Source organism: Tistlia consotensis USBA 355 (genome assembly GCF_900177295.1).
Lineage (GTDB): Bacteria > Pseudomonadota > Alphaproteobacteria > Kiloniellales > DSM-21159 > Tistlia > Tistlia consotensis.
Window position 1 is genome coordinate 53118 of the sequence record NZ_FWZX01000024.1, and the last position, 26504, is coordinate 79621.

Annotated in this window: 23 protein-coding genes; 18 read left to right on the forward strand and 5 right to left on the reverse strand. The window is 71.8% G+C overall.

The window, feature by feature from the left end:
• Window positions 1–72 precede the first annotated feature (72 nt).
• The 10 genes from B9O00_RS34190 (at window position 73) to B9O00_RS33160 (ending at window position 7677) form a co-directional block, all read left to right on the forward strand.
• Window positions 73–459 (forward strand): GIY-YIG nuclease family protein, encoded by a 387-nt coding sequence (locus B9O00_RS34190; protein WP_085125102.1) that lies wholly within the window; start codon window positions 73–75, stop codon window positions 457–459.
• On the forward strand, window positions 456–1316 hold the full coding sequence (bla, locus tag B9O00_RS23095) for a class A beta-lactamase (RefSeq protein WP_085125103.1): 861 nt from the start codon (window positions 456–458) through the stop codon (window positions 1314–1316). The genes B9O00_RS34190 and bla overlap by 4 nt, the downstream gene beginning before the upstream one ends.
• A gap of 103 nt (window positions 1317–1419) precedes the next feature.
• The gene (locus B9O00_RS23100; RefSeq protein ID WP_085125104.1) at window positions 1420–2205 is read left to right on the forward strand and encodes a polyphosphate kinase 2 family protein; all 786 of its coding nucleotides are present in this window, start codon (window positions 1420–1422) and stop codon (window positions 2203–2205) included.
• An 80-nt stretch (window positions 2206–2285) separates the two neighbouring features.
• The gene (locus tag B9O00_RS23105; protein ID WP_085125105.1) at window positions 2286–3017 is read left to right on the forward strand and encodes a M48 family metallopeptidase; all 732 of its coding nucleotides are present in this window, start codon (window positions 2286–2288) and stop codon (window positions 3015–3017) included.
• A 158-nt stretch (window positions 3018–3175) separates the two neighbouring features.
• Complete coding sequence (locus tag B9O00_RS23110; RefSeq protein WP_159460299.1) at window positions 3176–3682, forward strand: PAS domain-containing protein; 507 nt, start codon at window positions 3176–3178, stop codon at window positions 3680–3682.
• Between the two features lie 107 nt (window positions 3683–3789).
• Window positions 3790–4296: a PAS domain-containing protein gene (locus B9O00_RS23115; protein ID WP_085125107.1), complete on the forward strand. Its 507-nt coding sequence runs from the start codon at window positions 3790–3792 to the stop codon at window positions 4294–4296.
• 136 nt (window positions 4297–4432) lie between these two features.
• Window positions 4433–5839 (forward strand): ActS/PrrB/RegB family redox-sensitive histidine kinase, encoded by a 1407-nt coding sequence (locus B9O00_RS23120; protein ID WP_085125108.1) that lies wholly within the window; start codon window positions 4433–4435, stop codon window positions 5837–5839.
• Between the two features lie 11 nt (window positions 5840–5850).
• Window positions 5851–6408 carry an ActR/PrrA/RegA family redox response regulator transcription factor gene (locus B9O00_RS23125; protein ID WP_085125109.1) on the forward strand — a complete coding sequence of 186 codons (558 nt, stop codon included), beginning with the start codon at window positions 5851–5853 and terminating at the stop codon, window positions 6406–6408.
• Between the two features lie 97 nt (window positions 6409–6505).
• Window positions 6506–7414, forward strand: coding sequence for a hypothetical protein (locus B9O00_RS23130; RefSeq protein ID WP_159460300.1), 909 nt, complete (start codon window positions 6506–6508; stop codon window positions 7412–7414).
• Complete coding sequence (locus B9O00_RS33160) at window positions 7411–7677, forward strand: PqqD family protein (protein WP_159460301.1); 267 nt, start codon at window positions 7411–7413, stop codon at window positions 7675–7677. The genes B9O00_RS23130 and B9O00_RS33160 overlap by 4 nt, the downstream gene beginning before the upstream one ends.
• 33 nt (window positions 7678–7710) lie before the next feature.
• Here B9O00_RS33160 and B9O00_RS23135 read toward each other — a convergent pair whose 3' ends face one another.
• Together B9O00_RS23135 and B9O00_RS23140 are read right to left on the reverse strand one after the other, a co-directional pair.
• Window positions 7711–9144 carry an HlyD family type I secretion periplasmic adaptor subunit gene (locus tag B9O00_RS23135; RefSeq protein ID WP_085125111.1) on the reverse strand — a complete coding sequence of 478 codons (1434 nt, stop codon included), beginning with the start codon at window positions 9142–9144 and terminating at the stop codon, window positions 7711–7713.
• Window positions 9145–9168: 24 nt separating this feature from the next.
• Window positions 9169–11271 carry a peptidase domain-containing ABC transporter gene (locus tag B9O00_RS23140; protein ID WP_143596326.1) on the reverse strand — a complete coding sequence of 701 codons (2103 nt, stop codon included), beginning with the start codon at window positions 11269–11271 and terminating at the stop codon, window positions 9169–9171.
• A 627-nt stretch (window positions 11272–11898) separates the two neighbouring features.
• On the opposite strand from B9O00_RS23140, the gene B9O00_RS23145 reads away from it, so the two are divergent.
• From B9O00_RS23145 to B9O00_RS23165, 5 genes are all read left to right on the forward strand, one after another.
• Window positions 11899–13248, forward strand: a complete 1350-nt coding sequence (locus B9O00_RS23145; RefSeq protein ID WP_143596327.1) for a hypothetical protein — start codon at window positions 11899–11901, stop codon at window positions 13246–13248.
• Between the two features lie 102 nt (window positions 13249–13350).
• Window positions 13351–14598, forward strand: coding sequence for an outer membrane beta-barrel protein (locus B9O00_RS23150; protein WP_159460302.1), 1248 nt, complete (start codon window positions 13351–13353; stop codon window positions 14596–14598).
• A gap of 85 nt (window positions 14599–14683) precedes the next feature.
• Window positions 14684–15262 (forward strand): polysaccharide biosynthesis/export family protein, encoded by a 579-nt coding sequence (locus B9O00_RS23155; protein WP_085125115.1) that lies wholly within the window; start codon window positions 14684–14686, stop codon window positions 15260–15262.
• A 239-nt stretch (window positions 15263–15501) separates the two neighbouring features.
• A complete protein-coding gene (locus B9O00_RS23160) occupies window positions 15502–17811 on the forward strand; it encodes a GumC family protein (RefSeq protein WP_143596328.1) in 2310 nt (769 codons plus the stop codon).
• A 61-nt stretch (window positions 17812–17872) separates the two neighbouring features.
• Window positions 17873–18508, forward strand: coding sequence for a hypothetical protein (locus tag B9O00_RS23165; protein WP_085125117.1), 636 nt, complete (start codon window positions 17873–17875; stop codon window positions 18506–18508).
• Here B9O00_RS23165 and B9O00_RS23170 read toward each other — a convergent pair.
• The 3 genes from B9O00_RS23170 to B9O00_RS23180 all read right to left on the reverse strand — a co-directional run bounded on the left by B9O00_RS23170 (window position 18473) and on the right by B9O00_RS23180 (window position 22202).
• Window positions 18473–19993 carry an O-antigen ligase family protein gene (locus tag B9O00_RS23170; protein ID WP_143596329.1) on the reverse strand — a complete coding sequence of 507 codons (1521 nt, stop codon included), beginning with the start codon at window positions 19991–19993 and terminating at the stop codon, window positions 18473–18475. The genes B9O00_RS23165 and B9O00_RS23170 overlap by 36 nt on opposite strands.
• A 36-nt stretch (window positions 19994–20029) precedes the next feature.
• Window positions 20030–21436 carry an undecaprenyl-phosphate glucose phosphotransferase gene (locus B9O00_RS23175; RefSeq protein ID WP_159460303.1) on the reverse strand — a complete coding sequence of 469 codons (1407 nt, stop codon included), beginning with the start codon at window positions 21434–21436 and terminating at the stop codon, window positions 20030–20032.
• An 82-nt stretch (window positions 21437–21518) separates the two neighbouring features.
• Window positions 21519–22202, reverse strand: coding sequence for a transglutaminase-like cysteine peptidase (locus tag B9O00_RS23180; RefSeq protein ID WP_085125120.1), 684 nt, complete (start codon window positions 22200–22202; stop codon window positions 21519–21521).
• Between the two features lie 150 nt (window positions 22203–22352).
• Between B9O00_RS23180 and B9O00_RS23185 the strand changes: the two genes are divergently transcribed.
• The 3 genes from B9O00_RS23185 (at window position 22353) to B9O00_RS23195 (ending at window position 26426) form a co-directional block, all read left to right on the forward strand.
• A complete protein-coding gene (locus B9O00_RS23185; protein ID WP_085125121.1) occupies window positions 22353–24506 on the forward strand; it encodes an HD domain-containing phosphohydrolase in 2154 nt (717 codons plus the stop codon).
• Window positions 24507–24607: 101 nt separating this feature from the next.
• Complete coding sequence (locus tag B9O00_RS23190; protein ID WP_235017182.1) at window positions 24608–25378, forward strand: metallophosphoesterase family protein; 771 nt, start codon at window positions 24608–24610, stop codon at window positions 25376–25378.
• Window positions 25353–26426 carry a nucleotidyltransferase family protein gene (locus B9O00_RS23195; RefSeq protein ID WP_085125123.1) on the forward strand — a complete coding sequence of 358 codons (1074 nt, stop codon included), beginning with the start codon at window positions 25353–25355 and terminating at the stop codon, window positions 26424–26426. The genes B9O00_RS23190 and B9O00_RS23195 overlap by 26 nt, the downstream gene beginning before the upstream one ends.
• The last annotated feature ends 78 nt before the right edge of the window (window positions 26427–26504 follow it).

The following is a 26504-nucleotide window of genomic DNA, read 5'->3' on the forward strand; positions in this document are numbered from 1 at the left end:
TCGCAGGATTTGCGCCAGCCTCGCCGAGAAGCAGGATGCCCTCCGAAGCTTCAGCGAAGGAGGGCTGTCTCCGTGCACTACGTCTATCTCCTGGAGAGCGACGCTGTCCCGGGACAGCGATATGTGGGCGTTACGGCCGATCTGAAGCGCCGGCTGCTCGACCACAACGCCGGGCGATCACGGCACACGTCGAAGTTCTGCCCGTGGCGGCTCGTCACCTATCTCGCGTTCTCCGACCGGCGCAAAGCGGAGGCGTTCGAGCGCTATATCAAGTCCGGATCGGGGCACGCCTTTGCGAACAGGCGCCTCTGGTGGAAACGCCGGGCCGTATTTCCCGCAAGATCTCCTGAGGCGTCGCCCGCGGAGAAAATCGACCGGCGCCTTTACGATCGCTCCACCTTCTCTACGATAGACCGGCCGACGGGCGTTTCCTGTCTCGAGAAGGGGAGACCGGGATGACGGCATCGATGACCCGCCGCGCGGCCTTGGCCGGAGCGCTGCTTGCGGCACCCGCGTTGCTGGTGCGGCGCGCCGACGCGGCCGGCAGCCTGACCGGGCTGGAGCAGCAGGTGCGTGGCCGCATCGGCGTCGCGGCGCTCAACGTCGAGACCGGCCGGCGGCTGGACAACCGCTCGGACGAGCGCTTTCCGCTCTGCAGCACCTTCAAGTTCCTCGCCGCGGCCTGCGTGCTGCGGCGGACCGACCAGGGCGTCGAGCGCCTGGACCGCCGGATCGCCTTCACCGAGGGTCAGGTCGTCGCGCTTTCGCCGGTCACCGAGCGGCGCACCGGCGGCGCCGGCATGACGCTGCGCGATCTCTGCGAGGCGGCGATCACCGCCAGCGACAACACCGCCGGCAACCTGCTGCTCGACAGCTTCGGCGGGCCTCCGGCGCTGACCGACTTCTGCCGCTCGATCGGCGATTCGGCGACCCGGCTCGACCGCAAGGAGCCCGAGCTGAACGACGTGGCCGCGGACGACCCGCGGGACAGCACGACGCCGGCGGCGATGCTGGAGGACCTGCGCAAGATCCTGCTGGGCGACGTGCTCTCGAAGCTGTCGCGCGACCGCCTGGCCGCCTGGCTGGTCGCCAGCCACACCGGGCGGGCCCGGCTGCGCGCCGGCCTGCCCGGCCACTGGCGCGTCGGCGACAAGACCGGCACCGGCCTCAAGGGCGCCTCCGCCGACATCGCGGTCGCCTGGCCGCCGGGGGGCGGGCCGATCCTGATCGCGGCCTACCTGACCGGTGCCCTGGTGCCGGACGGCATGCGCGACGCGATCTACAGCCAGATCGGCCGCATGGCCGCGGGGCTGTAGCCGGCGCCGCGCGACGCCGGCAGCGTGCCGGCGGCGCTCGCTTCCGGCTCCGAAGCCGCCGGTGCTAGCGTGGCTCCCGGCAGAGCGATGCAAGGGGAGCGAGATGTCGAGGAAAGCAGCGCCGGCCCGGCTCGCCGAGCTCGACCTCGGCCGGAAGCTCGGCAAGAAGGCCTACGACAAGCGCATCGCGGCGCTGCAGCAGCAGCTCCGCGTGATCCAGCTCGCCTACTGGAGCCAGGGCCGGTCCGGCGTCGTGGTCTTCGAGGGCTGGGACGCCGCCGGCAAGGGCGGCACGATCCGGCGCCTGACCGAGCTGCTCGATCCGCGCGGCTTCGAGGTCTGGCCGATCGGCGCGCCGAGCCGCAAGGAGCTGCGCCAGCACTACCTGCAGCGCTTCTGGATGCGCATGCCGGAGAACTGCGAGATCGCCGTCTTCGACCGCTCCTGGTACGGCCGGGTGCTGGTCGAGCGGGTCGAGAAGCTGACGCCCAAGGCCGACTGGCGGCGGGCCTACGAGGAGATCAACGCCTTCGAGAAGCTGCTGACCAACGACGGCATCCGCGTCGTCAAGCTGTTCCTCCACGTCTCGCTGGAGGAGCAGAAGCGCCGCCTGCGCGAGCGCGTCGCGGAGCCGCTGAAGCAGTGGAAGCTCGGCCGCGAGGACTTCCGCAACATCGAGCTGCGCGAGGCCTACAGCGAGGCCATCGAGGACATGCTGGCGCATACCTCGAGCGAGCATGCGCCCTGGCACCTGATCGCCTCGGAGGACAAGCAGTTCGGCCGGGTCGCCGCCCTGGAGGCGGTCGTCGAGGCGTTGTCGCGCGATGTCGACCTGTCGCCGCCGCCGCTCGACCCGGTGATCGAGGCCCTGGCCCGCGAGCTGCTGTGACGCCGGCGCAGCGGTCCCGCCGCTATTCTGTAACGCCCTTGCGGTTGCTCCGGCGCGGCGCTGCCCGATAGCCTGACGTCATGCCGCTCGATTCGCGCATTCCCAGCCATCTGACCTTCGAGGGTCGGGAGGTGCCGCTGGAGCTGCGCGTCTCGCCGCGCGCCCGCCGCCTGTCGCTGCGCCTCGACCCGGGCCGCGGCGGCCTGGTGCTGACCCTGCCCGAGGGCCTGCCGGTCGCCCGCGGCCTCGATTTCGTCGAGCGCCAGAGCGGCTGGATCGCCGGTCGCCTCGCCCAGCTGCCGCCGCGCGTGCCCTTCGCCGACGGCGCAGTCCTGCCGATCCTCGGCGCCGACCACCAGATCCGCCATGCGCCCTGGGCGCGGGCCGCGGTCTGGCAGGACGGCGGCCTGCTCTGGGTATCGGGCGCCGCCGAGCACCTGCCGCGGCGCGTCACCGACTGGCTGAAGTCCGAGGCGCGTCGCCAGGTGGCGCGCCGTGCGCGGGAGAAGGCGGCCGGGCTGCCGGCGCTCGCCGAGACCCGCCGGATCCGGCAGCTCGGCCGGATCGCGGTGCGCGAGACCACCAGCCGCTGGGGCAGCTGCACGGCACGCGGCGACCTCTCGTTCTGCTGGCGCCTGGTGCTGGCGCCCGAGGCCGTGCTCGACTACGTCGTCGCCCACGAGGTCGCACATCTGGCGCATCTCGACCACTCGCCCGCCTTCTGGCGGCTGTGCCGGCAGCTGACCGGCGAGGCCGACCGCTCCCGCGACTGGCTGCGCCACCACGGCATGCGGCTGCAGCGGTTCGGCTGAGGCGCCGCCGGTCTTCCGGAAGACACGGGGTTGCACTGCCCGGGTGGGTTTGCGCGCCTAAAGGGTAGTACCAGAAATTTTGTAATACTACCACACTTGGCAGTCGCGATGGCGTAACAATAGCGCGTCGGTCGGGTTACGTCTTCGGAGGAATCCCCTTGTCCGCTGTCGCTATCGAAACCTGGCGCCACGCCTTCCAGGAAGAGCTGCCGCTATACCAGCTTTCTGATTATCCGCTGCTCGACGCCTGCTATCGTCACTGGCGGGACAGCTGTCCGGAGAACGGCCTTCCGGCGCGCCTCGACCCGGTCGAGCTGCCGCGCCCGATCCTGTCCGGCGTGCTGCTGTTCGACCTCGAGCGCGCGCCGCTCCAGCTCCGCGTCCGCCTCGCCGGCACGGCGGTCTGCGACAAGCACGGCGGCGAGCTGCGCGGCAGGACGCCGGAGGAGTTCCTGGAGCCGGACGATGCCTGTCTGCTGCACGAGACCGCGCTGGCGATCGCCCGCAGCCGGCGGCCGAGCCTGGTGAAGCGCTCCTACGTGGCGATCGGCGAGTGGCTCTGGAACTACACCCGGCTGATCCTGCCCCTTGCGCGCAAGGACGGCGTCACGGTCGACTCCTTCTTCCTCGCCGTCGACCCGAGCACGCTGCGCCGCAACCCCTGACCCGCCGCACCGGAGTCGGTCTCTCCGGGAGCGACGGCCGCCAGGCCCTCGCCAGGACGCTGCCGGCAGCTTGCCGGCGATCGCAGCACGAGCCGACCGGACCGTCGATGCCCCCCCTGACACGCTGGCGCGCCAGCCGACACGAAGAGCTGCCGCTCGACCGGCTGGCCGGCTTTCCGCTTCTCGAGGCCTGCTACCGGGTCTGGCTCGACGCCTCCGGCGGGGCCGCCCTGCCGAAGCGGCTCGATCCGCTGGATCTGCCGCGCGAGGCCCTGCCGACGGTCATGCTGCTCGATCTCGAAGGCCAGCCGGCGCCAGGCCGCCTGAGGGTGCGGCTGGCCGGCACCGAGGTCTGCACGAAGCACGGCGGCGAGCTGAAGGGCAGGGCCACCCACGACTTCTTCGAGGCCGAGGACGCGGCCGTGGTGGTCGGGTCTGCGCTGCAGGTCGCCCGCTCGCGCGAGCCGAGCCTGGCCCGCCGCGCCTATGTCTCGCTGAACGGCCGGATGTGGGGCTACACGCGGCTGATCGTGCCGCTGTCGCGCGGCGGCGAGGTGGTCGACTCCTTCTTCAAGGTCGCCGATCCGCGGACCCTGGGCCGTCTCGACGACTGATTCCGCGCCCGGCGCGGCAGACTGTCCCTTTCCCCCGCGCCTCGATGGCCTAGAGTGGCCCGCCAAGTGGCCCGCCAGCCGCCCCGCGGCGGCGAACCGACCCGCGCGCTCAGAGAGGACGCCCGCCCGCCAGCCGATGAGCAGGACCAAGACCGCCCTCAGGCCCGAGGCCACGACGCTGGTGCGCCGCTTCCTGCCGATCCGCCCGGCTCGCCCGGCTGGGCACGTGCGGCTGCGCACGCTGATCTTCATCCGCTGGGTCGCGATCCTCGGGCAGCTCGCCGCCCTGGTCGTCGTCACCGGCGGCCTCAAGTTCGATCTGCCGCTGATCGAGGCCGCCGGGGTCATCGCCGTCGCCGGACTGGTCAACCTGTCGGTCGGCCTGATGCAGCGCGGCACGGTCTGGCTGCGCGACCCGGCGGCGACCGCCTCGCTGGGCTTCGACCTGGTGCAGCTGCTGGCCCTGCTGGCGCTGACCGGCGGACTCGACAACCCCTTCGCGATCCTGGTGCTGGCGCCGGTCGTGGTCTCCGCGGCGACGCTGTCGCGGCGCAGCACCCTGCTGCTCTCGAGCATCGCGGTCGTCGGCATCACGCTGCTCGGCCTCTGGCACCTGCCGCTGCCGTGGGAGGAGGCCGGCCTGGACCTGCCGCCGGTCTACCTGCTCGGCGTCTGGGCCGCGCTGGCCCTGTCCGTCGTCTTCACCGCGGCCTACGTCTCGTCGCTGGCCAGCGAGTCGCGACGCATGGCCGACGCCCTGGCGGCGACCCAGCTGGCCCTGGAGCGCGAGCAGCGCCTGGCCGCCCTCGGCGGCCTGGCGGCGGCGGCGGCGCACGAGCTCGGCAGCCCGCTCGCCACGATCGCGGTGGTCGCCCGCGAGCTGGAGCACGAGATCCCGCCCGACCTGCCGGAGGACAGCCCGGTGCGCCAGGACCTGGCGCTGCTGCGCGGCGAGACCGAGCGCTGCCGCCAGATCCTGGCCGAGCTGGGCGAGCGCCCGGAGGGCGATCGCGACAGCGACGGCGACGGCGAGGACACGCCGTTCCACCGCCTGCCGCTGGCGGCCCTGGTCGAGATCGCCGCAGCCCCCTTCGAGGGCGAGGGCAAGGCCCTGGACATCGTCTATGCGCCGGGCCTGCAGCCGGCCGACCAGCCGACTCTGGTGCGCCGTGCGGACCTGGTGCACGGCCTCGGCAGCCTGCTGCAGAACGCCCTGCAGTTCGCCACGTCCCGCGTCGAGGTCGAGCTGGCCTGGGACGACGAGACGATCGAGGTCTCGATCCGCGACGACGGGCCCGGCTTCGCGCCGCAGATCCTGAGCGATCTCGGCGACCCCTACGTCTCGACCGGGCGCGCCGACGCGCGCGGCGGACGCGACCAGCGCGGCAAGGACCACATGGGCCTGGGCGTGTTCATCGCCCAGACCCTGCTGGCCCGCAGCGGCGCCTCCCTGACCTTCGCCAATCGTCCCTCTGGTGGCGCGGAGGTTGCTATTTCCTGGCAGAGGGACCATGTCGTTGCCACAAAGGCAGGATGGCTATGACGACACTGCAAATGGACTCCCAAACCCGAATCACCCCCCAGGACGAGCGGCGGCTGCTGGTCGTCGACGACGACGAGCGGTTCTGCTCGCGGCTCGCGCGTGCCATGGAGCAGCGCGGCTTCGCGGTGGAGCAGGCGACCTCGGTCGCCGACGCCGTGGCCGCGGCGAGACGCGACCCGCCCGAGTACGCGGTCGTCGACCTGCGGCTGCAGGACGGCAGCGGCCTGGACGTGGTCCAGGCGCTGCGCGAGGCGGACGAGAACACCCGCATCGTGATCCTGACCGGCTACGGCAACATCGCGACGGCGGTCGCCGCCGTGAAGGTCGGTGCGACCGACTATCTGCCCAAGCCGGCCGACGCCGACCAGATCGCCGCCGCGCTGACCGTCGAGGACGGCGACCTGCCGCCGCCGCCGGAGAATCCCATGTCGGCCGACCGGGTCCGCTGGGAGCACATCCAGCGGGTCTACGAGCAGTGCGACCGCAACGTCTCGGAGACCGCCCGGCGCCTGCGCATGCACCGCCGCACGCTGCAGCGCATCCTGGCGAAGTACGCGCCGCGCGACTGAGCCGCCCCTGCGACCCGAAGCGGCGCCGCGGAGCGGATCCGCGGGGCCGCTGCGGGGCGCTGGACCCGGCGCGCCGTTGCGGCATACTGCGCCCGCGATGACCGCGACTGCGCTTAAGCTCTCCGAGCGTTACCGACTGTCGGCCGGCGGCCTGCCGCCGGACGCCGGCGTCGCCCTGTCGGCCGAGCTGCCGGACGCTGTCGCGGCGCTGATCTCCGCCTGCCTGCCCGGCTGGTCGCTGGCCGCCGAGCGTCCCGCTCCGGACGCCCCCGACCTCGCCGTATCCGCCGTGCCGGGCGGCTTCGAGGTCCGCCACGACCTGCTGCCCGGCGGCTGCTTCGAGGCCGGCTCGCCGCTGGAGGCCGCCAACGCGGTCGCCGGCGCCGCGACCGGTGCCTGGATCCGGGCCCAGCCCGGCTGGGTGCAGCTGCATGCCGCCGGCGTCGAGCTGGCCGGCCGCCTGACCCTGCTGCTCGGCGCCAGCGGCGCCGGCAAGTCGACCCTGGCTCTCGAGTTCGCCGCGGCCGGTCGGCGCCTGTTCGGCGACGACCGGCTGGCCGTCGTGCTGCCGCCCGCCGGGACCGCGGACCGCGCGCCCGAGGCCGTTGCCCTCGGGGTCGGCCCCAAGCTGCGCCGGCCCCTGCCCGCCGCCGCCTCCGCGGCGCTCCGCCGGCTCGCCGAGGCGCATACCGCCCGGGCCAGCGAGACGGTCGCCCTGGTCGCGCTGCCGGCGGCGCTGCTCGCGCGCCCCGGCGAGCGGCTCCCGGTCGCCCGCCTCGTGCTGCTGGAGCGCAGGGGCGGCGAGGGCGGCGAGGTGCCGCCCGGCCTGGCGCCGGCCGAGGCCCCGGCCGTGCTGCGCGCCCTGCTGCCGAACGCCCTGGCGCCCTGCCTCGGGCCGGTCGAGCTGCTGGCCTGGGCGCAGCGCCTGGTCGGCCTGCTGCCCTGCCTGCGGCTCGGCTACCGCGAGGGCAGCGAGGCGATGGCCCTGCTCGAGGACGCGCCGTGAGCGGCCTCAGGCGCAATCCGGCGGTGACCACCACCGAGATCGAGGGCGAGTTCTTCCTGGTCGAGCCGGCGAGCGGCGAGATCTTCTACCTGGACGCCGTGACCAGCGGCATCTGGCGACTGGTCGAGCAGCCCTGCGACGAGGCGGAGATCCTGTCGACCCTCGCGGCGGCCTTCCCGGAGACCGCCGCCGAGCGGCTGCGGGGCGACGTCGGCCGGCTGCTCGCCGAGATGCGCCAGGCGCGCCTGCTGCTGCCGGCCTGAGCATCGTCTCCTGCCGGGCGGCGGCGCGGCCTCTCAATGCTCGCGCAGCGCCTCGGAGGCGGTCTGGCGCAGGCGGTCGGTCAGGAACGCGAAGATCGTGCGCCGGCCGATCTTGAAGTCGACCTGGGTCTGCATGCCGGGCAGCACCCGCAGCGGCCGGCCGCCGGGGCCGGTCAGCGAGGTCGTGCGGGTTCGGACCTCGACCTCGTAGTAGAGGGCGCCGCTCTTCTGGTCGGCCATCGCGTCGGCCGAGATCCGCTCGACCTCGCCCTTCAGCAGGCCGTACTTGATGTAGTTGTAGGTCTCGACCTTGACCTGGGCCGGCATGCCGACCTGGATGAAGCCGATGTCGGCGTTGCGCACCTTGGCCTCGACGATCAGGCTGTCGCCGACCGGCACGACCTTCAGGATCGGCTGGTTCGCGCCGACGGACTGGCCGGCGCTGGTCACCGCCAGGTCCTGGACGACGCCGTCGACCGGCGCGCGCAGCACCAAGTTGCGCAGCGCCGTCGACTGCTGGGCCAGCCGGGTCTTGGCCTTCTCGCGGTCCGACATGGCCGTGGCCAGCTCGTCGAGCACCTTGCTCTGCCAGTCGCGCCGCTGCGAATCGAGGTTGTTCTCGGCCTCCTTCAGCGCCGCCCTGGCGGTCGCGAGGTCGCTCTCGGCCTGGGCCCGCTGGCCGTCCGCCTCGACGACCTGGCGCTGGATCGACTGATAGCGGATTGCCGGGAAGTAGCCCTTGTCGACCAGCGCCTTGATGGACTTGGCCTGGTCGCGCAGGATCGCCAGGCTCTGCGTCAGCGGGCCGATCCGCTGTTCCTGGCCGGCGACCGCCTGCTGGCGCTGGGCGACCACCTCGCGGGCCGTGGCGAGCTTCGATTCGATGGCGTTGCGCCGCGCGTTGAACAGGTTGATCTGGGCCTGCACCGCCTCCGGCCGGCGATCGATCAGGGCCTGCGGGAACTGCAGCTCGCCGTCGGTGGCCTCGGCCTCGAGGCGCAGCGTCTGGGCGTCGAGGTCGTCGAGGTTGGTCTGCAGCTGGCCGACCTCCTGGCGGGTCAGCTCCGGGTCGAGCTCGACCAGCGGGGCGCCCTGGTTCACCAGGTCGCCGTCGCGCACGTAGAGCTTGCTGATCCGGCCGCCGACCGGGTGGTTGATGACCTTGACCTCGCCGAACGGCCGGACCACGCCCTGGCCGGTCGCGACCTGGTCGACCTTGGCGACCGAGATGTAGGCCAGGAACAGCAGGAACAGCCCGGACAGGACGAACAGCAGGATGCGGGCGACCGGCGAGTGCTCGCGCTCGACCACCGCCTGGGCGTCGGGCAGGAAGTCGACGTAGCGCGCACGCAGGCCCTTCTCGCTCCAGAGCGCCGGCAGCCGCTGCCCGCGCGGCTTCGCCGGCAGCTGGCTGTCCCGCCGCACCGGCAGACCGAACGTCGGCTCCTTGCGCTCCGGATCGCTCATCCGCCCGTCAGTCCCCCGCGCTTCTCAAGCCGTCGTGTCGGCATCGGCCGCTTCGGCCATGCGCGCCCTGGCGAAGGCGATGACCTCGGCGGGCGGGCCGACCCGTTCGATCCGGCCGTTCATCAGCAGCGCCACCCGGTCGGCGATGGCAAAGGGACTGAGCCGGTGCGAGATCAGCACCACCGTCCGGCCCTTGGAGGCCCGCTGCAGGTGCCGCAGCAGCCGTTCCTCGGCGACCGGGTCCAGGTCGCTGGTCGCCTCGTCCAGGATCAGCACGCGCGGGTTCCGGATCAAGGCCCGGGCGATGCACAGCAGCTGGCGCTGGCCGGCCGAGAGGCCGGAACCGCGCTCGCCGAGCGGCGTCTCGTAGGCACGCGGCAGGCGCTGGATGAAGTCGTGGGCTCCGACGAACTTGCAGACCGCGACGACCCGCTCGGGGTCCTTGATGTCGGAGCCGAACAGCACGTTCTCGCGGATCGTCCCGGCGAACAGCTGCGTCTCCTGCGGCACGACGCCGAGCTGGTGGCGCAGGCTGGCCGCGCTGATGTGCGCCAGGTCGTGGCCGTCGTAGAGCACGCGGCCCTGGGTCGGCTGGTAGAGGCCCTGGAGCAGGCGCACCAGGGTCGTCTTGCCGGAGCCGGAGGGCCCGATGATGCCGAGCACGGTGCCCTGGGGCACCGTCAGGTCGAGGTCGCGCAGGACCGGCGGCTGGCCCGGCTCGAAGCCGTAGGCCAGGCCCTCGACGACGATCCGTCCGGCCAGGCGCGGCGCCGCCGCGCTGTCGGTCGGCGTCCGCTCGCCCGGCTCGCTCATGATCGAGTCGATCCGCTCGAAGGCGGCCCGCACCTCCTGCAGCTGGATCCAGGCGACGACGATCATGCGCAGCGGCGCGAGGGTCCGCGTCGCCAGGATGTTGCCGGCGATCAGCGCGCCGATCGTCGTCTCGCCGGCGATCACCAGCTGCGCGCCGACGTAGAGGATGGTCAGCTGGGTCAGCATCTGCAGGCCCTGCCCGCAGGCCGCGACGACGTTGTTCAGGTTGCTCGCCCGGAAGCTGGTCCAGGCCGACAGCGCCAGGCGCTGCTCCCAGCGCCGCTCGATCTCCGGCTCCAGGCCCAGCGCCTTGATCGAGAGGGCGTTCTGCATGGTCTCGACCAGATGCGAGGACTTCGCCGCCTGGGCCCGGAACGACTGCTCGACCAGGGTCCGCTGGCGGCGGTGGAACAGCAGCGACAGGCCGATGAACAGCGGCATCGCGGCCAGGGTGATGCAGGCCAGCACCGGGTGGATGAAGAACAGGGCGGCCAGGAACACGACGACGAAGGTCATGTCGACCAGGGTCATCGGCATCTGGCCGGTGAAGAAGCTGCGGATCGTGTCGAGCTGGCGGACCCGCTCGGCGATCAGGCCGCTCGGCGTCTGCTCGAAGTGGCGGAACGGCAGGTTCATCAGGTGGTGCATCACCTCGCCGCCGATCAGTGCGTCCAGCCGGCCACCGGTGTGGCTCGAGATGTAGCCCCGCACGATGCGCAGCACGACATCGAAGCCGTAGACCACGACCATGCCGAGGGCCAGGACGTTCAGGGTCGAGAGCGACTGCTGGCCGATCACCTTGTTGTAGAGCGTCATGGTGAACAGCGGCGTCGCCAGGGCCAGCATGTTGAGCACCAGCGAGGCGAGGACCAGCTCGCCGAGCACGCCGCGCAGCCGCTTGGCCATCTTGGCGCGCCAGTCGGGTTCCTCGCGCAGCGCGCCGGCCTGGGGGCGGACCAGGACCGCCTCGGTCGCGCCCAGGCCGTGGGCCGCGACGGCCGGCGGCACGATCTCGCTCGAGTCATCGAGCGGGTTGAAGAGGGTCAGGCCGTCGGGCCCGGCCGCCTCGACCAGATGCGCGCCCGGGCTGCCGTCCTCGGCCGGCCGGCCGAGCAGCAGGTAGGGCGCCGGGATGGCGGTCAGCGCCCGGCCGTCGGGCGGCATGCCGGTCAGCGGCACGCGGCGCACGCGATAGCCGAGCCGGACGGCGGCGCGGCAGAACTGGTCCAGGGTCATGCCGCCCGGGGCGATCGGCGTCGCGGCGCGCAGCTCGCCGGCGCCGACCGGCCGACCGAAGGCCCCGGTCACGCGCATCAGGCAGGTCGCCAGCACGTCGGGGCGGAACAGCTGGACGGCGCCGGACGGGCCGGCGTCGCCCGGGTCCTTCTGTCGCGGCCCGGGACCCGGCGGCGGATCGCCCCCGCCGCTGCCCGACGCCTCCGGCTCATCGAACGCCGCGTCGCCGGCGGTTTCACTACCGCCAGTCGTGTTGCCTGGGGCAGAACGAGGGTCGGCTTCGGTCGCGCCCGATCCCGTCTGTGATGTGTCCGGCTCCAGGGAAGTGCTGCTCAAATCCGCATCCCGTCTCGCTCTGCGGCCGGCCAACGGGAGTATGTTGCTGAACGCACCAGACTCTCGTTTCTCGTCCATGGCGATTTCCGCAGACTTTGAGGTTGGCGGTGGCCGTTCACTTCTTGTCGCCTAGGGCGAGAACGTGTATAGAATCAACGAGGTTCTGTCAGGTCTTCTTTAAGGTCCGCGATGTCCGATCGACAGCTCCAAATCGCCTGAGGCGACGATTTGGAGCTGTTGCCGCTGGTGTTGCCGCAAGCTTGCTGGTAAACCGTCCGTAAATGAGTGTTAGGTTTTTGTAAACGATAGCCGGTGCATTCTCGGGGGAAGGGGTCGGCGGAACGGGTCGTCTGCTGGAGGACGAGGCTGATGGGCAGGGCATTGCGTGGTTTCCTGATGGCGAGCGCGGTCGCTCTTGCCGTGCCGTTGCTGCCCGCCCTGGCCATCGCCCAGGGCACGACGCCGACGGCGCCCGGCAACGGCCAGGCGGCGCCGGGCACCAATCCGGCCGCCAACGGCGCGCCCGGCAGCAACGACCCGCAGATCCAGGCGCTGATCCAGGAAGCGGAGCGGACGCGGCCGGTGCCGACCGAGCTGCTGAACGCCCTGGCCATGGGCAAGGGCGACGCCAAGCAGATGATCGACAACTTCCTGGCCGACGGCAATCCGCTGCCGCACACCGTCGCGGTGCGCGCCGTCGCGCTGTCGCTTGCCGTCGGCCGCGACCCGCGCCTGAAGGATTCGGACAAGCGCTTTGCGCTGAACCAGACGATCAGCGACGGCATGTCGAAGTCGCTGGGCGCGCCGCGCATCCTCAACGTCAAGGTCGACGCCGGCTTCGTGCCGCCCAAGGGCACCTTCGCCTGGGCCCTCGGCGGCCTCGAGGACCAGCCGCCCGAGGGCTTCCAGAAGCTGACCCAGTTCAGCCCCGAGGTCGGCGGCCTGGGCATGCAGAGCGTGAATAATGCCGGCGAGGGCGGCGTGGTCAAGGAGGCCATCGAGAACCTGCAGTCGGTCTCGCTCAAGGTGCCGAACGGCCAGTACCGCGTGATCCTGCTGACCGGCGAGCAGCTCGCGGCGCGGGCCGCCAGCCCGTTCGGCGAGACCTTCAAGGTCAACGGAGTCGAGTACACGCTCGGCCAGACCAGCTCGGGCGAATGGTTCGACACCGCCCACCTGCGCGGCTCCGGCGGCAACGTGGTCAGCAACGTGAGCTACGGCGCCGCCGGGCTCAGCGTCGTGGTCCAGGTCGGCAACGGCACGCTGAACCTCGAGTTCAAGGGCGGCAAGGGCAGCCTCGGCAGCGCGCTCAGCGGCATCCTCATGGAGCCGGTCGAGGTGCCCAGCCATCTCGACATGAGCGGCGTGCGCGGCCATCGCAACGAGGTTGCCCAGACGCAGGATGGCCAGGACCAGCAGGGCGGCCAGCAGGTCGCCCAGACGCAGCAGGTCTCCGAGCAGCTTCAGCAGGCCGGCCAGCAGCAGCTCCAGGCCAGCCAGCAGGCGGCGCAGTCGCTGGCGGGCGGCACCTCCCTGGCGCAGCAGCTGAGCCTGAACAACGTGGTCGAGCTGGAATTCCAGACCCAGGCGGCGATCGCCGCGGTCTCCGGGGTCAGCCCGGGCGCCGGCGGGCAGAACCAGGGCAACTCGCCGCAGGCGGCGCCGGTGCCGGCGCCGCAGATACCCACCCCGCCGCCCTCGGTCAGTCCGGCCGGCTGAGGTTGCATGGCGGGTTACGCTCCTCCGAGCCGGCTGGGCCGCGACGCCCACGGCCGCCGCGCTCCCTGGCGCCGGCGGCGTGGTGCTGCCGCATTGCTGGCGATGCTGGCCGCTCTCGGCGGCGGCGTCCTGCTGGCCGGAGTGGCCGCGCCTGCGGCGCGGGCGCAGAGCGCGAGCCAGGAGGCGGTGATGACCCGGGCGCGGCCCGACTTCGATCCGATCGGCATCGAGGTCTTCTTCGACGAGAAGAAGCCGAGCGCCCCGATCACGGTCTTCCCGAAGCTCGACCTGCACAGCGGCTACGACAGCAACGTCTTCCGCGAGAGCAGCAACGGCAAGGCCGACATGTTCTCGGACATCAGCCCGAGCCTGCGGGTCACCAACACCGAGCAGGACCTCGGCCTCGAGGCGGGCCTGAGCGCGACGGTCCGGCGCAACCTGCAGTACCAGAGCAACGACTTCGAGGACTACGACGCCTACGCGCAGGCCTCCTACTTCTTCATGGAGGATGCCAGCCTGACCGGCCAGATCGGCTATTCGCGCGCCCACGAGGACCGCAGCGATCCGAACAGCACGGGCCCCGGCGAGAACATCGTCCAGTACGACCGCTACCGGGCGATCCTCAACTCGCGCAATCGCTTCGGCGACTTCGAGGTCAACCCGCAGGCCTCGTACTACTACTACAACTACATGAGCCAGGCCGGCTCGAACCAGGACGGGCGCGACCACTGGGAAGGCGAGTTCCGGGTGCGCGGCGGCTACGAGTTCCTGCCCGGCTACACGGCCTTCGTCGAGCCGGGCTACAACATGCGGCGCTACGACCTGAAGGTCGACAGCCAGGGCGTCACGCGCGATTCCTGGGGCTGGGACCTGCACGCCGGCCTCAGCTACGACGTCAGCGCGGTGACCACGGCCGAGGTCTTCGTCGGCTACTTCCAGCAGAAGTACGAGGATCCGACCCTGGCCGACGCCGGCGGCCTGACCTTCGGCGCCAAGATGACCTGGAACCCCCTCGACGAGATGACGGTCAACGCCGACGTCAGCCGGTCGGTGCAGGAATCGACCCTGTCGGGCGTCTCCAGCACGGTCGCGACGAGCTACTCGCTGGGCGTCGACTACGAGCTGACGGACAGCGTGATGCTGACCTCGACCGCCGGCATCTCGACCAGCGCCTTCCAAGGCTCGTCGCGCAGCGACAAGTCGTACACCTTCGGTGGCGGCATGGTCTATCTGATGAACGAGTTCGCCCGGGCCCGGCTCAACGGGACCTACGAGACGCGCGATTCGAACGAGGTTGCCAACAACTACGACGATCTGGTCGTGGAAGGTACGCTGACGCTCCAGTATTGACCGGGTCCCCGGGCGGTTGCGGGCCGTCCCGGCGTGCGGGCATCGGGGCGCCGCCTGGTGGTTGAGTAGCAAGCGAGGGAAGCGAATGGGCGTTCTGCGGACGATTGCGGCGGGACTGGTCTGTGCCGCGATCCTGGCTGCCTGCGGTGGTGGCGGCGGCGGCGGCAAGGCGCTCGAGACCGCGCCCCAGGCGGTCGACATCAACCAGACCTACAAGCTGGACAGCGGCGATCGCCTGCGCATCAACGTCTTCGGCCAGCCGGACGTGTCCGGCGAGTTCGAGATCGATTCCTCAGGGGCCATCAACTATCCGCTGCTCGGGCCGGTCCAGGCCAAGGGCGAGACGGTCGAGGGCCTGACCAAGATCATTCACGACAAGCTGGACGCCAACTTCATCGCCGACCCGCGGGTCAACGTCGAGGTCGTCAACTTCCGGCCCTTCTTCATCCTCGGCGAGGTCAACCAGCCCGGCCAGTATCCCTACACCGCCGGCCTGACGGTCCGCCAGGCGGTCGCCCTGGCCGGCGGCTACACGCGCCGGGCCAGCAGCTCGGGCATCGACCTGATCCGTCAGACCGAAAAGGGGCCGGTGACCTACGACGTCAACGAAGATTCCGTGTTGCTGCCGGGCGACACGGTCGAGGTGCCGCGCCGCTTCTTCTGAGGAGCCATCGTAAAGGTGTCTAAAGGATTGTCCGCTATTCTCACAACGCCTGAAAAAGCAGGTCGCGAAGCCTGCTTTTGGGGCGATTGCGGGCGATTTTCTTGGCGCCGCACCGGCGTTGGACATAGAAGTGAAGCGGAAGAGTGCAGGTCCGGCGAGCTGAAGCACTGGCGTCTGATGATCGCGGTCGCGCTCTCGCCGGCGGCCGTGACGAGGACTCGCGGGTGGAGCGCAGGCCGGTGAGCGCGGAGCCGTACAACGTGACGCCGGAGCACGAACCGGCCAGCCGGCTGCCGCCCGCGGCGCCGGGGGGCCTGCAGCAGGCGCCGCGGCCCCAGGGCGGCGGCGGCTTCGACCTGCGCTCGCTGCTCGGCATCGTCCGGCGGCGCAAGTTCATGATCCTCGGCATCTGCCTGATCGCGAGCGCTCTTTCGCTGGTTTTCGTCAATCGCCTCACGCCGCTCTACCGGACCGGCGCGACGATCCTCATCGAAGGCAAGACGACCAACTTCACCAACCAGCCGCAGGCCGTGGAGAGCATCGCCCGCGACTACTACACGGTGCAGGCCGAGGCCGTCGTGCTGACCTCGCTGCCGCTCGCCGAGAAGGCGGTCCTGGCGCTCAAGCTGCAGACGAACCCGCTGTTCAACCGGGCCCTGTCGCCGCCGCGCAAGAGCCTGTTCGCCGACCTGAAGACGAAGCTCCAGGCGTTCCTCGCCGAGCACGGGCTGATGGAGGCGCCGACGGAGCCCGTCTTCACGCCGCCCGAGACGATTCCCGACCCGGCGGACGATCCGGCCTATCTGCGCCAGCTGGCCAACGCCTTCCGGGGCGCGCTGCGCGCCCAGCCGGACACCAACACCGGCACGATCACCCTGAGCTACGTCTCGACCGACCCGGTCTTCGCGGCGAAGGCGGTCAACACCGTCGCCTCGCTCTACGTCGACAGCCTGGAGTCCGAGCGCGCCGGCAAGCTGGGCCAGGGCATCGAGTTCTTCCAGGAGCAGGTCGCCGAGGCCGAGGACAGGGTGCGCAAGGCCCGCACCGCGCTCGAGGACTTCAACCGCGACAACAACATCCAGGAGCTCGACGGCCGCTCGCTCGACATGCGCCGCCTCGACTCGCTGGCCGGCGACCTGCGCGAAGCCGAGACCCGGATGAACCAGCTGCAGCAGGACTACGGCCAGGTCCAGCGTGCGCTGAAGGGCCCGGACCTCGTCGATTCCTCGGCTGGCCTCAGCAATCCGACGGTCAGCAACGTCCGCCTGTCGATCATCAACGCCGAACGCCAGCTGGCCGAGCTGCTGAACCAGTACCGCGAGGGCCATCCGAAGGTTCAGGCGCTGCGCGCCGAGATCGACCGCCTGCGCACCAGCCTGCGCAACCAGCTGACCGGCATCGCCAGCGACCTCGGCGGCCAGCTCGCCGTCGCCCGCCAGGACGTCGCGGGCATGAAGGAAGAGCGCAGCAAGCTCGAGGACCGGCTGCAGACCGTCTCGCGCCTGAAGGTCGCGCGCGATACCCTCCAGAACGCGCTCGACGACGCCGAGCAGCTGCTGCGCGAGCGCCGCCGCCGGCTCGACGAGGTCGCCCTGCAGCGTCAGGCGCCGACCGACAAGCAGGCCAGCGTGCTGGAGCCGGCGAACGTGCCGGGCGGACCCTTCTACCCGAACAAGAACATGATCGTCGGCGTCGCCTTCATGGCCTCGCTGATGGTCGGCTTCGGCCTGTCGCTGCTGCTCGAGTTCCTCGACTCCGGCTTCCGCAGCCTCAGCCAGGTCGAGCAGCAGACCGGCCTGCCGACGCTCGGCATGCTGCCCCTGGTCGGCGGCGGCAAGCGCGACCAGCCGCCGCATCTCCAGGCCACCGACCGACAGGGATCGCTGTTCGCGGAATCGGTGCGGACGCTGCGCACCGGCCTGATGCTGTCCAGCTCGGCGGTGGCGCCGAAGGTGATCCTGGTGACCTCCTCGGTGCCCAGCGAGGGCAAGACCTCCACCGTGCTGTCGATCGGCTGCCAGTCGACCCAGGCGGGCCGGCGCTGCATCGTCATCGACTGCGACATGCGCCATCCCAGCGTCGACGCGACGCTCGGCTACGCGCCGCACATCGGCCTCGGCGACTATCTCGCCGGCGAGGCCGAGATCGAGGACGTGATCGCGCTCGACGAGGCGACCGGCCTGCACTTCATCGGCGCCGGCACCGGCGCCGTGCGCCCGGTCGAGCTGCTGGCCTCGCCGCGCATGGAGAAGCTGCTCAACAGCCTGTGCCGGCGCTACCACATGGTCGTGCTGGACACGCCGCCGGTGCTCGCCGTCTCCGACGCGCTGCCGGTGATGCGGCTGGCCGACGCCACGCTGTTCCTGATCCGCTGGGAACGGACCAATCGCGAGACCGCCAAGGCCGCCCTCAAGCAGGTGCTGGAGACCGGCGCGCGCTTCGCCGGCATCGCCCTGACCTACGTCGATGTCCGGAAGCACGCCCAGTACGACTATGCCGACTCAGGCTACTACTACCATAAGTCCTACCGGAAATATTACCGGCCGTAGGCTGCCCCGGCGGGCGGCGCTGCGTCACCCCTGGCCGGCTCTGCTGGCGCTGGCGGTCGGCGTGCCGCTCGTCGTCGCGGCCGTGCCGCGCTTCGTCGCCGGCCTGCTGATCGACCGCCACGAGCTGGTCTTCTACGACCTGGAGCTCGGCCGCAACCTCGAGTCCTACGACCGCATGTGGTCGGCGATCGCCGGCTACGAATCGGCGCTCCGCTGGAGCGACGACGCGCAGCTGCACCAGCGTCTGGCAGGGCTCTACCTGGCGGTCGCCCGCGACCCGTCGCTGGGCCCGGCCCAGCGACGGGCCCTGCTGACCCGCTCGATCGAGCAGCAGCGCATCGCGCTCGGCCGCGCCCCCGCGGATGCGCCGTCCTGGCTGCAGCTGGCCTATGCGCTCTACGGCACCGAGGGCATCTCGCCGGCCTTCCAGCGCGCCTATCGCCGCTCGATCGAGCTCGCCCCCTACGCGCCGGCGCTGGCCGCGACCCGCGCGCTGCTCGGGCTGCGGTCCTGGCCCTGGCTCGATGCGCAGAGCCGCGCGCTCGTCCCCGACCAGGTCGCCCTGGCGGTCGAGGTCGACGCGGACAAGCTGGTCCGGCAGATGGTCACCCAGGGCGAGCGGCGACTCGCGCTGTTCCTGCTGGCCGGGCGGCCGGAGCCGCTAGCGAGCCTCGAAGCGGCGCTCGACCGGACCTGAGGCGCGCGGCAGATCGATCACCGTCGCCTGGCCGCCGTGCTGGGTGTGCCCGGCGAAGTCGACGATCGGCTCGCCGGCCACGGTGTAGGAGACGCGGCTGCTGGCCCGGTGGCGCCAGGACTGCGCCATCCCGACGCCGAGCAGCAGGCACCAGGTCATGGTGATCGCCGGGATCTGCAGGCTGAAGTCGACCAGGGAATGGACCGCGACCACGGTCGTGCCGGCCAGGGCCGCGACCGAGTAGACGATGTCCTCATGGCGCTCGAACAGGCCGGCGAGGCAGCGCCAGACCGCGATGCCGAGCGCCGTCAGCAGCAGCAGCGCCGCCGGCACGCCGGCCTCGATGGCGAGTTCCAGGTAGGAGTTGTGGGCCCGGCGCAGCGAGCCGATGCCGGTCCCGAACGAGGGGTCCCGGTAGTGCATGAAGACGTCCGGGAAGCTGCCCAGTCCGAAGCCGGCGAGCGGCCGGTCCTCGACGGCCCGGCTGCCGACCTCGAGTGCCAGCAGGCGCTGGCTGTGCTCGCTCTGCTGCGCCGAGACGCCGTCGAGCCGGCCGATCAGCAGGTCGCCGGCGCCGAGCAGCATGACGATCGCACCGCCCCAGACCAGCCCGGCGAACAGCAGGTTGCGGCCGCGCCGGTGGCCGGCCGGGCCGGATCGCGAGCCGCGCCAGGCGAAGGTCAGCACGAGCAGGCCGAACAGGGCCGACAGGGCGCCGCCCCGCGAGGTGCTGAGCAGCAGCGCGCCGCTGCAGACGATCAGCGTGAAGACCGACAGCCAGAAGCCGCCGTCCAGGTCGTCGATGAAGCGTACCAGGGCGACGCGGCGCGGCAGGCCGCGCGGCAGGCCGTCTGCCAGCTTCTCCTGCAGCAGCGCGGCGGCGACCACCAGGCCGAGCGCCGCGTAGGTCGCGAAGGAGTTGCGGTTGACGAAGGTCGAGGTCAGCGAGTCGCGGTAGACCCACTTGTCGTACCAGGCGATCGACAGGTTGCCGGCGACGTAGACGACCAGGCCGTAGGTCGCGTAGGCCGCGGTCGCGCCGACCACGCACCACAGGGCCGCGCGCGCGCGCGATGGCCGGCGGCCGAGGTAGAGCGCCAGCCAGAACACGCCGGCGTAGGTCGACAGGCGGATCAGGTAGTCGATCGCGCGGTCCGGCTGCAGCCCGATCGCGCCCTGCAGCGGCGTGCCGAGCGCCTGGCCGGCCGCGGCCCAGCTCGGTGCCTGCAGCATGACCGGCACCGGCAGCAGCGACTGCACGGCCAGCCACAGCATCACGCCGAGGAACAGCAGGGCCATCGGCAGGCTGCGCCGGCCCGCGATCGCCAGGCGGCGCCGGTCGAGCAGCATCGCCGTCGCCCAGAGCACGAGCAGCAGGCCGACGGCGATCGCCATCAGGTTCCAGCCGAGCGGCCGGTTGCTGCCGAGGGGCAGGGGCGACAGCGCGACGACGCCGAGAAGAGCCCAGAAGACCAGATGGTGCACGTGCGGCAAACCCCTGACGGAACAGGCAGTCAGATGTCAGTAGGCATTTTTGTCGATCAGGGCAACGAAGGGGGTCAGGAACAGGATCCTGAGATCGAGCCAGATCGACCAGTTCTCGATGTAGAAGAGGTCGGCCTGGACGCGCCGGCGCATCTTTTCGGGGGTCTCGGTCTCGCCGCGCAGGCCGTTGATCTGCGCCCAGCCGGTGATGCCCGGCTTCATGCGCTGCCGGGCCAGGTAGTCGGCGATCAGCTGCGAGTACTGGGTCTCGTGGGCGATCGCGTGCGGCCGCGGGCCGACCAGGGACATCTCGCCGCGCAGCACGTTGATGAGCTGCGGCAGCTCGTCGACCGAGCTGCGCCTCAGCAGGGCGCCGACCCGGGTGACCCGCGGGTCGTTCCGTCGTGCCTGGTCGACGCGGGTCTCGCTGTCGGTGCAATGGGTCATGCTGCGGAACTTCAGCAGCACGAAGACCCGGTTGTTGAGGCCGGCGCGGCGCTGCCGGAACAGGATCGGGCCCGGGCTGTCGAGCCGGATCGCGATCGCGGCGAGCAGCATCAGCGGCGACAGGAGGACCAGCAGGACCGCTGCCAGCAGGCGGTCCTCGAGCGCCTTCAGCAGCAGCTGCCAGGGCGACAGCGGCCGGCGCCAGAGATGCAGCGTCGGCACGCCGGCGATGCGGTCGAAGCCGTAGATCGGCAGCTCCAGGTCAGGCAGCTCCGGCACCAGACGGACGTCGATCGGCAGGCCGCGCACCGCGGCCATGACCTCGGCGAGCACGCCGACCTCGCTGCGCGGTGCGGCGACGACGACCTCCTCGATCTGGCGCTCGCGCAGCAGCGCCTCGAGGTCCGAAAGCTCGCCCAGCACCGCCTGCTGCTGCGGTCCCGGCCGGGTCGCGATCAGGCCGACGATGTCGTAGTCGCCGGTGTCGCGCATCTGCCGCGCCACGGTTTCGGCACGCGGCCCGGTGCCGACCACGGCCATCCGCTTCAGGGTCAGGCCCTGCGCCCGCCAGCGCGTGATCTGTCTCGAGGCCAGGGTCCGGACCGCGACCAGGCCGACGAGGCCGAACAGCGCCCAGAGGATGAACCAGACGCGCGAGTAGATCGGGGTGGTCTGGGTCAGGGCCGAGAACAGCAGCAGCGTGCCGAGCACGATGCTCCAGGCGACGGCGCTGCGTGCCACCTGCTGGACCGGCTGGCGCAGCCGCTCCGGCCGGTAGATGCCCGACATGTGCATCACGTTGAGCGTCAGGAAGCCGGCGGCGAGCAGCGCGATCAGGTAGGCCGACGGCAGGTTGGCCGGCTCGTCGAACTGCTGGCCGCGCAACAGGTAGGCGAGGTAGCCCGTCACCATGACGACGAGCACGTCGAGCAGCCGGAGCAGACCGCCGAGCAACGCTTCAGGATCGCTGAGACTGCCGGTCCTGCCCCAGGCCATCGTGTTCCTTCCACTGACAGCTATAGGTAGCCGCAGCACAGGGTCCCCGACAAGGCTCGAATTACCGGATGGGTGGTCGAGATCAAAGCTTATGCAACCACCACGCCTCCTCATTCACGGAATATACCGGCCTATAGTGGCGAATCCGGTCGGCGCGCATCACCGAGGGGCTCTGGTTGTCGAGGACGTAGGCCTCGCCGCCCAGCGAAACGACCAGGATGGCGTGCTGGACGCGCAGGTTCAGGTCGTTGACGACGACGATGCGCAGGGCGTCGTCCGGCCAGCCGAGCGCGCGCAGCGACATGAACTTGGCGATCGCATAGTCCTCGCAGTCCCCGTCCTTGTGCAGGAACTGCAGCGGCGTCGCCCAGTAGTCGTCGACCCCCCAGTTGACCGGGTCGATGATGTAGCGGTGCTCGTTCATGTAGCGGTTGACGGCGTCGAGCTGGCGCATCGGCTCGCGCCCCTTCTCGCCGTCCAGGAACTCCTGCCAGTCGGCCAGGTCGCAGCGGCTGAACAGGCCCGGCGTGCAGCTGTCGGCGACCTGGCCCTCGGCGAAGTAGCGGGACAGCATGCCCTCCCACTTCGGGAATAGCTTCAGATTGCCGTTGCGGAAGGTCTTCGATCCGAAGACGTGGTCGAGCGGCTGGTCGCCGCCGGCAGCGGCGCGCGCCGGCGCGCCGGCATCGGTGGCCAGCAGCGCGAAGGCGGCGGCGGCCAGGATCATGGCCGCGCGGCGGGCGATGCCATGCCTGCGCTTGGCCATGGCCGGGACTGCTCCTCGTCGCAAGCGGCGGACCTGCCTGTCCGCCCGTCGCGCAGTCTCGCCCGGTTCCACTTAACGCTAACTTAAGCGCGGTGGCCTAGCCTCGGAGGCCTCCGACATCCAGCCGCCGAGCATCCGGAAAAGCCTGCCATGGGCACCGTCGCGCCGACCCCCGCTCCCGAGCCCGCCGAGCCGACCCGGATCGCCGAGGCGGTCCCGCCCGAAGCCGAGGAGGTCGTCGAGGCGAGCGGCGGCGACTGGCGGCCCTGGGCGGTCGGCGCGCTGCTCGTGCTGGCGGCGGTCGCCGGGGTGCTCTGGGTGTTCCGTTTCGTCGACGGCGAGCGTCAGCAGGAGCTCCGGGTCTGGCAGGACCGCCTCGCCCTGGTCGCGGAGAGCCGCGCGGCGGCGACCGACGAGTGGCTGCAGGGCCAGCGCTCCGAGATCGCGGCGCTGGCCGACAACACCTCGCTGCGCCTGCTGCTGAGCGAGCTGGCCCTGGCCGGCGGCGACCTCCACAAGGTGACCGATGCCGACGGCCAGGTCGGCTATGCCGACAACCTGCTGGAGGCGACGGCCGAGCGCAGCGGCTACGTCGACCCGGACGCCCGTCCCAGGGTCGGCGCCAACCTGCCCTACGAGGCCCACGCCGGCATCGCCGTGCTCGACGGCAAGGGCCGGCCGGTGATCGCGACCTCCGCCTTCGACAGCGGCGACGTCGCGCGAGCGGGGGCACCGGGCGAGGTCGCCCTGTCGCTGGCCGTCGATCCCAAGTCCGGCCCGCTGCTGCAGCTCGCGGCCCCGGTCTATGCCCTGCAGAGCGATCCGGCACCCGGCCAGGAGGTCGGCTGGGTGATCGCCCAGCGGCCGGCGGACGCGCCGCTGCGCCGCCTGCTGACCCAGCCGGGCCTGCCGCCGGCCGGCATCGAGATCTGGCTGCTCCGGCGCGAGGGCGCTGCGGTCGACTATCTGGTCGAGGCCGGCGGCGGCGCCGGCGGCCTGCTCGCCGCCGACACGCCGGACCTGGCCGGCGCCGCGGCGCTCGCCCAGCCCGGCGGCTTCGGCATCCACGGCGACCGCGACGGCAAGCCGGTGCTGGCGCTCTCGCGGCGGCTCGCGCAGGCGCCGCTGACCCTGATGGTCACCGCCGACAAGGCGGCAGCGCTGGCCGAGAGCGAGGCCCGCCTCGGCCGCCTGATGGTCCTGCTGCTGCTGGCGATCGGCCTGATCGGCGCCGGCATGGCGGTGATCTGGCGCCACGGCGCCTCCCGCCGCGCGCGCTTCGCGGCACGCGCCTACCGGCAGGCCGCGCGTGCCCTGGCCGAGCAGCGCGACCTGCTGCGCCTGGTCACCGACAACCAGCCGACCGCGATCACCATCCTCGACTCCGAGGGGCGCTACCGCTTCGCCAACCGCACCGCGGGCACGCGGGCCGGCATGGCGAGCGCCGACATGCTCGGCAAGGAGATGTCGGCGGTGCGCGGCGCCGCCGCGGCGCGCCGCACCCTGGCCCTGGCCGAGCAGGCCCGCGGCAGCGGCGAGCCGGTCAGCGACACGCTGCGCATCGAGCCCGCCGGTCCCGGCGGCGACGAGACCGACCGCCAGGTCTTCGCGACCGACCACATCCCGGTGCCCCGCAACGCGACGCTCGGCGACGCGGTCCTGGTCGTGGAGCGCGACCTGACCACGGAGTTCCGCGAGCGGGCGCGCCGCGAGCGCGCCCTGGGCGACCTGGTCGAGGCGCTGGTGCGCCTCGTCGACAAGCGCGATCCCTTCGCCGCCGATCACTCCCAGCGGGTCGGCAGGCTGGCCCAGAGCCTGGCCCGCGAGATGGGCCTGTCGGAGCGCGAGCGCGAGACCGCGCGCGTCGCCGGCCTGCTGATGAACGTCGGCAAGATCGCCGTGCCGGAGACGCTGCTGACCCGCAAGGGCGAGCTGTCCGACGAGGAACGGCGGCTGGTGCGCGACTCGATGAGCGCCAGCGCCGACCTGCTGCAGGGCATCGAGCTCGACGGACCGGTCGTCGAGACGCTGCGCCAGGCGCAGGACGCCGGGCGCCCGGGCGCGGGCCAGCCGCCGCTGGCGCCGGCGCGCATCCTGGCGGTCGCCAACGCCTTCGTCGGCATGGTCAGCGACCGGGCCTGGCGCAGCCGGCTCAGCGTCGACGAGGCGATCGCCGAGATCATGGCCGGCATCGGCACGCGCTACGACCGCGGCGTCGTCGCCGCGCTGATCGGCTATCTCGACAACAAGGGCGGCCGGGCCGACTGGGACGCCGCCGCGAGCCGGCCCTCGACCGAGGCCTGAGGCGCCGGCCCGGCCGAGCCTGGACCGACGCGACGAGGAGGCCCTACCCTTCGACGATCCCGATGCCTATCTAGGGCTGAGGAGGTCTTGAGGTGGCATTGTTGGGCAGACTGCAAGGTGGCGCGGCCCGCCACGGCGAAGTGCTGGGCGCCCGCCCTTGCGTGCCGCCCGGGCTGCGTGTCTATGCGATCGGCGACATCCACGGCCGCCTCGACCTGCTCGAAGCCCTCCACGACAGCATCCGCGCCGACGCCGAGGCCCACGCCAGCGAGCGCCGCGAGCTCGTCTACCTCGGCGACTACGTCGACCGCGGCAGCGCCTCGAAGCAGGTCATCGACACGCTGATCGAGCAGCCGCTCGACGGCTTCGAGGCGGTGCATCTGATGGGCAACCACGAGTTCTTCCTGCACCGCTTCCTCGACGATCCGGAGATCGGCGACGTCTGGCTGATGAACGGCGGCGAGACCACCCTGCAGAGCTACGGCATCGAGCCCTGGGACGATCCCCCGCACGGCAGGGAGCGGCTCGACTGGCTGTCCGAGCGTTTCAACGAGGTGCTGCCGGAGTCGCACCGGCGCTTCCTCGACGACCTCAGGCTCAGCTACGAGCTCGGCGACTATCTCTTCGTGCACGCTGGCGTGCGGCCCGGCGTGCCGCTCGACCAGCAGGACCCCGACGACCTGATCTGGATCCGCGAGCCGTTCCTGCGGTCCGAGGGGGGCTTCGGCAAGCTGGTCGTCCACGGCCACACGCCGGACGTCAATCCCGTCCAGCGGAGCAACCGGATCTGCGTCGACACCGGCGCCTGCTACGGCGGTCGCCTGACCGCCCTGGTGCTGCAGGCCGATGGGCGCGACTTCCTCCAGGCTTGACCCGGCGGCCAGGGCCGCCGGCCTGGCGGTCTGGCGGCGCATCGCGACCGGCCGGGACGGGGCGCCGCTGGCGCCCGGAGCGGGGGAGCGGCTGGCCGCCTTCACCGGCGCGGCGGCGGCCGGCTGGCTGCTCGGCCCGGCCGGCGGCCTGGATGCCGGGGCGGTCGAGCGCAGCCGGCTGTTCAACCGCTTCGCCCGCGCCCGGCGCGAGGCCTGCCTGGCGACGATCCTGGCGGCCGGCATCCCGGTGGTCGCGCTGAAGGGCTTCGCCTCGGCCTTCCAGCTCTATCCCGACCCCGACCTCCGGGTGATGGGCGACCTCGACCTGCTGGTCCGCCCGGCCGAGCGGGACCGGCTGATCGCGCTGCTGGCGGCCGAGGGCTTCGCCTTCCAGGTCACGCCGACCGGCCCCTGGGGCTTCACCTCGACCTCCAGCTACCAGCCCTTCGTCTCGGCCGACGGCTCGGTCAACCTGGACATCCACGTCGCGCCCGACTGCGCGCCGGTGCCGGCGTCGCTGTCGGTCGAGGCGGTCTTCGCAGAGGCCCGCCCGCTGCCGGGCTGCCGGCTCGCCGTGCCGGGACCTTCACCGACCCACGCCTTCCTGCTGTTCGCCAGCAACGCCGCCAAGGACAAGTTCGGCCGCTGGTCGGTCAAGAAGGCGGTCGACGCCCTGCTGCTGCTGCGCCGGGAGCGCGCCGGCGAGCTGGCCGTCGACTGGCCCTGGCTCGCCGAGACGGCCCGACGGGGGCGCTACCTGAAGCCGCTCCGGGTCTTCCTGGCGCTGCTCGCCCGCTGCGGCGCCGACGTCTCGGCGCTGCCGCCCGAGCTGAGCAGGCCGCCTGCCGGCCTGGCCGGCCGCGAGCTGGAGCGGGTGGTCGACGACTGGGCGGACTTCTTCGAGCGTGGCGAGAGCTTCGGCGACTACCTGCGCCGGGAGCTGCTGCTGACCGCGGAGCCTTCGGTGATGCTGGCCAACAACTGGGCGCGCCTCAAGGGCCTGGTCCGGCCGCGCAGCGGCCTGCCCGAGGGCTACCGGGCGGGTTGACGCACCGCGCCGCGGCGCGGCCGGCAGTCGCCACTGCCCTCTTGCCTCCGGCCGTGCTATGGCCAGGGTGCACTGCGG

What these genes read in the sequence shown, in the direction of transcription:
- B9O00_RS23175 (WP_159460303.1), bottom strand. Translation starts at nt 21,436, where the DNA reads ATGGCCTGGGGCAGGACCGGCAGTCTCAGCGATCCTGAAGCGTTGCTC.
- B9O00_RS23185 (WP_085125121.1), top strand. Translation starts at nt 22,353, where the DNA reads ATGGGCACCGTCGCGCCGACCCCCGCTCCCGAGCCCGCCGAGCCGACC.
- B9O00_RS23120 (WP_085125108.1), top strand. Translation starts at nt 4,433, where the DNA reads ATGAGCAGGACCAAGACCGCCCTCAGGCCCGAGGCCACGACGCTGGTG.
- B9O00_RS23115 (WP_085125107.1), top strand. Translation starts at nt 3,790, where the DNA reads ATGCCCCCCCTGACACGCTGGCGCGCCAGCCGACACGAAGAGCTGCCG.
- B9O00_RS23105 (WP_085125105.1), top strand. Translation starts at nt 2,286, where the DNA reads ATGCCGCTCGATTCGCGCATTCCCAGCCATCTGACCTTCGAGGGTCGG.
- B9O00_RS23150 (WP_159460302.1), top strand. Translation starts at nt 13,351, where the DNA reads ATGCTGGCCGCTCTCGGCGGCGGCGTCCTGCTGGCCGGAGTGGCCGCG.
- B9O00_RS23125 (WP_085125109.1), top strand. Translation starts at nt 5,851, where the DNA reads ATGGACTCCCAAACCCGAATCACCCCCCAGGACGAGCGGCGGCTGCTG.
- B9O00_RS23100 (WP_085125104.1), top strand. Translation starts at nt 1,420, where the DNA reads ATGTCGAGGAAAGCAGCGCCGGCCCGGCTCGCCGAGCTCGACCTCGGC.
- B9O00_RS23135 (WP_085125111.1), bottom strand. Translation starts at nt 9,144, where the DNA reads ATGAGCGATCCGGAGCGCAAGGAGCCGACGTTCGGTCTGCCGGTGCGG.
- bla (WP_085125103.1), top strand. Translation starts at nt 456, where the DNA reads ATGACGGCATCGATGACCCGCCGCGCGGCCTTGGCCGGAGCGCTGCTT.
- B9O00_RS23140 (WP_143596326.1), bottom strand. Translation starts at nt 11,271, where the DNA reads ATGCGCGTGACCGGGGCCTTCGGTCGGCCGGTCGGCGCCGGCGAGCTG.
- B9O00_RS23195 (WP_085125123.1), top strand. Translation starts at nt 25,353, where the DNA reads ATGGGCGCGACTTCCTCCAGGCTTGACCCGGCGGCCAGGGCCGCCGGC.
- B9O00_RS23155 (WP_085125115.1), top strand. Translation starts at nt 14,684, where the DNA reads ATGGGCGTTCTGCGGACGATTGCGGCGGGACTGGTCTGTGCCGCGATC.
- B9O00_RS23180 (WP_085125120.1), bottom strand. Translation starts at nt 22,202, where the DNA reads ATGGCCAAGCGCAGGCATGGCATCGCCCGCCGCGCGGCCATGATCCTG.
- B9O00_RS23130 (WP_159460300.1), top strand. Translation starts at nt 6,506, where the DNA reads ATGACCGCGACTGCGCTTAAGCTCTCCGAGCGTTACCGACTGTCGGCC.
- B9O00_RS23145 (WP_143596327.1), top strand. Translation starts at nt 11,899, where the DNA reads ATGGGCAGGGCATTGCGTGGTTTCCTGATGGCGAGCGCGGTCGCTCTT.